A 3,632-nucleotide genomic window follows, 5' to 3' on the forward strand; every position below is an offset into this window, starting at 1 on the left:
GATGAGGGCGCACTTCCCAGCCAAGATCAGCTACACCACTCGGCGGGACACCATCGAGCGCGGGAAACCGGTCCTGGTCCACGCACCCATACCGGCGCGGACTGATCATGAACCTAGCGGGGTACGGGCCGCGCTGTGACCGGAAGCAGAAAGGCGAAGCAACGCGCACCATGGTGCGCTGCCCTGGCCTGCCGCCACTGCGGATTGACGCCAGATATCGAACTGGCGTCCTGTTATGGCCTCGAAATTACGCAGCCACCTGTCAGCACTGGATGGGAGGATCCTCGGTGGCTGGCAAACCGGCCGCGATGGGGGGGCTGGGATGGACAGCGAGAACACGCATCTATGGCCGCGTGAAGCAACATCATCGGACATGGTCAGGCTTGAGACATGGCTGGCCGGGCACGGCTGGGAGGTTGACCCCACGGTGTACATGGCCGGCGCGAGGGGCGTGGCGGTGCAGGTCCGGCGTATCGGCGCGGACTGGGCCGACGGCGAGGCGGGGCTCCTGATCCTGCCCGCGGAGACTGTGGCGTGGGACGGAAGGCTTATGCAGATCGTGCCGCCCGGTCCTGTCTCGGCGTTGAGTCGGCCCGGCGGTACTGCCCCCGATCGAAGCGGGCACCGGGCCTGACCCATGCACGCCATATCGGCACGGGCTACACCGACCCTACCCCCCCGCATGCAGTGACCGGCGGAGGGTGGACCTTACAGCGGGCATGGAACGCCGTCGCGCGCGGCGGTCATCTCTGTCAGACCCAACAGTGGTCAAGCCTGCGGGCGGGGGGCGTTGGAGTGCTGCCTGAGGGCTCGGCGGTTGATAGGCGAGGGAGTGCCCGGCACCAGCCGATCTGGGTCAGCAAAGCGTGCGGAACAGCTCTGGACTACCGGCCCCCCGATCAACGGCTTCAGGCCCACGCCGACCTGTGGCTCACGCCCCTGACCGGCATAGACCCCATGGGGGTCGGCGGCATCTGGTCCGACGTCCTGGACCAAGCCGACGGGGTGCCGAGTGCCCGCCTGGAAGAGCGCCAGAGTGCCGACGACGTGGACGGGCCCCAGCACGGCATGGTCACGATGATCGACATGGCCCGCCGATCAGCAGCCGAGGGCGATCTCACCCAGACAGCCATAGCTCTCAGCTGCTGCGAAACGAGGGCGTGGATCTGTAGCCGCTGCTCACAGGCCGACCTTGCACCCATCGACCCTGCGCCCTCCACGAAGCCACGGGCCGAGCGGATCACTCGGAGCCAACCTTGCCGCAACTCCTCGGCGACTACGCCGACGCGGCTCCGCCCGGCTTCCTCATGGCCCGCCCCTTCTACGGCCAGCCCACCGAGCTCGCCGAGCTCGCCGAGCTCCACGGCCGCCGCGTCATCGTCTGCTCCGAGGTCAAGCCCGGCGACAAGTTCGACGGAGCCCGCGTCAAACTCCTCACCGGCGGAAACCGGATCAAGGCCCGCCGAATGCGGCAGGACTTCTTCCGTCGAAGCGGCCTGTGCCCGTCGTGCTGGATGTGTGGAGTGCGACGGGGAGACCGGACGCGGCGGTCTGGGCGGGCATCCCGGGCCAGTGACAGGCATGGCGGATGGCCGCCCCTCGTGCCGTACCAGACCTCTCCGCCGTCCGTCGTCGATGTCGGCAGCAGGCGTGATGGGTGTCCTGAGACAGTGAGGGCGAAGGCCGCCTGATGGGCTGCTGCCCTGGCGAGGTCCGGAAAATCCTCCCGTTTGAGCAGGAACTCGTGTGAGTGGCGTGCATCACGTTTCGGGAACTAGTCCGGGTCGGTCGGACAGTCGATGGTATGGAGATGAGTGTGCGTGCCCGGATACGGGCGGGAGATCCCGATGCGTTCGGATGTCTCTTCGATGATTACGCCCGGGCGGTGTACAACCATGCTTTCAGGCTGACCGGCGACTGGTCAGCGGCCGAGGATGTGGTGGCGCTGACCTTTTTGGAGGCGTGGCGGCTGCGGGGAACGGTGGACTCGGATGGCGGGTCGCTGCGGCCGTGGCTGCTGGGGATTGCGACCAATACCACCCGGAACACCCGGCGTGCCGCCCGGCGACACGAGGCCGCCGTGAGCAGGTTGCCCCGTGATGAAGTGGTGCCGGACTTCGCCGAAGAACTGGTCGGCCGAATCGACGACGCCGGCCAAGTCATCGCCCTACAAGCAGCGCTGTCCAGACTGCGTCGCGCCGAGCGGGAGGTAGTCGCCCTGTGTGTCTGGTCTGGTCTGGACTACGCCGCTGCCGCCCAGGCGCTCGGAATCCCCGTGGGCACGGTCCGCTCACGGCTGTCGCGGGCTCGCAAGAAGTTACGCAAGCTCACCGGAGCAGAGATGCCGGGAATTGGGAACCGCGATCCCGGCCGCGGACAGGTAGAAGGTGACCGCATTCCTGCGGCCCGGCCCACCCAGGAGGAAACCCGATGAGCCCCAAGCCGTCTCGACCCACCCAGGTCGAACGCGAGGAGTTGGCCCGGCTGCTGCCGGTCCCGGCCGAACGGGACCTGCCCGGAGGCCGCCACCAGCTCCTGAAGGACCACCTGATGCGCGAAATCCAGCACACCCTCCCCGAGCCCGCCCCAAGCACCGACCGGCAGTTGAAGGCCATGCGCAAGCAGCGGAAGCGGCTGGCCTGGCGGCTGGGCTTGCCCGCCGCAGTACTGGCTGCCGCCAGCGCCACCGTGGCCGCTGTGGTCATCAACACCGATCCCGGTCCGGCCGCATCCCCCACCCTGGTGGCTTGCGCCCATGAACTGGGCCGCGATGTCGGCACCTTCACCGTGGACATCCAGGACGGCGAAACCCCGGAGCAGGCCTGCATCAACAGATCGAAGGAGCTCGCCAGCGAATTCAAAGACCGTCCTCAAAGGGAGGGGAGTAACGGTTTCCACCCGGACAAGAACGCTCCCCGTAGCAGTGGGAAAATGGCCCCCTACGTTCACAAGAATCTGGTGAGCTGCACCTCACCCACAGGTGATCTGGGCGTGACCGTCTATCCCCGGCCCGAGAGTATGACGGACGAACAGGCATGCCGCTCCGTCGGTCAGGTCCGCCCCGACGACAGCCCCGTCTACGCTGGCGCTACCGCTGCCCAGGTCCGCAAGCTCCAGCACCTCATCGACACCAGCCTGGGCGCCGAAGGCCGTACCGGACCTGGTGACGGTTGCGCCACCTACACCGCCACCCATACTGCGGTCCAGGCCGGTCTGGACCAGCTGGGCATGGACCGCTGGCGCATCAACGACCAGCGCAGCAGCCCCAGCGACACCGCTGACGTCTGGTTCAACATCGACGAATCCGCTGGCATCGTCGTCCTACGCAGCGGCGATGACGTCGGTCACTGCACCGCCCTTCCCACCACACAGCCCACCTATGTAACGCAGTAGTCGGCCCACACCACACAGGCGGGTGGTCTCTTCCACGTGCCGCGGGAAAGACCACCCGCCTGAATCAACCGGGCTGCACAACTGAACCGCGGACAAGGAGCCCAGCGTACTTGCTCCACCCAAAGCAAAGACCTGCCTCACGTCCTGCGATCCCGTCGACCCTCGTTGTGACCGTCGCAGTACATGAACCGTTCCGGGTTCGGTAGAGACTCTAGATCTTGACTCTGACCTGGGGGTTC

The 3,632-nt window shown here is 66.9% G+C and carries 3 protein-coding genes and 1 pseudogene; all 4 read left to right on the forward strand.

The window, feature by feature from the left end:
- The first annotated feature begins 322 nt into the window (after positions 1–322).
- The 4 genes and pseudogenes from ACFWW8_RS38235 to ACFWW8_RS38250 all read left to right on the forward strand — a co-directional run bounded on the left by ACFWW8_RS38235 (position 323) and on the right by ACFWW8_RS38250 (position 3,393).
- A complete protein-coding gene (locus tag ACFWW8_RS38235) occupies positions 323–634 on the forward strand; it encodes a hypothetical protein (RefSeq protein WP_386537474.1) in 312 nt (103 codons plus the stop codon).
- A gap of 622 nt (positions 635–1,256) precedes the next feature.
- A pseudogene (locus ACFWW8_RS38240) lies at positions 1,257–1,484 on the forward strand (DNA primase); the annotation flags it as partial.
- Between the two features lie 320 nt (positions 1,485–1,804).
- Positions 1,805–2,434 (forward strand): RNA polymerase sigma factor, encoded by a 630-nt coding sequence (locus tag ACFWW8_RS38245; protein WP_386537477.1) that lies wholly within the window; start codon positions 1,805–1,807, stop codon positions 2,432–2,434.
- A complete protein-coding gene (locus ACFWW8_RS38250; protein ID WP_386537479.1) occupies positions 2,431–3,393 on the forward strand; it encodes a hypothetical protein in 963 nt (320 codons plus the stop codon). Before ACFWW8_RS38245 ends, ACFWW8_RS38250 begins: the two co-directional genes overlap by 4 nt.
- The last annotated feature ends 239 nt before the right edge of the window (positions 3,394–3,632 follow it).

The organism is Streptomyces sp. NPDC058701 (assembly GCF_042715295.1).
GTDB lineage: Bacteria > Actinomycetota > Actinomycetes > Streptomycetales > Streptomycetaceae > Streptomyces.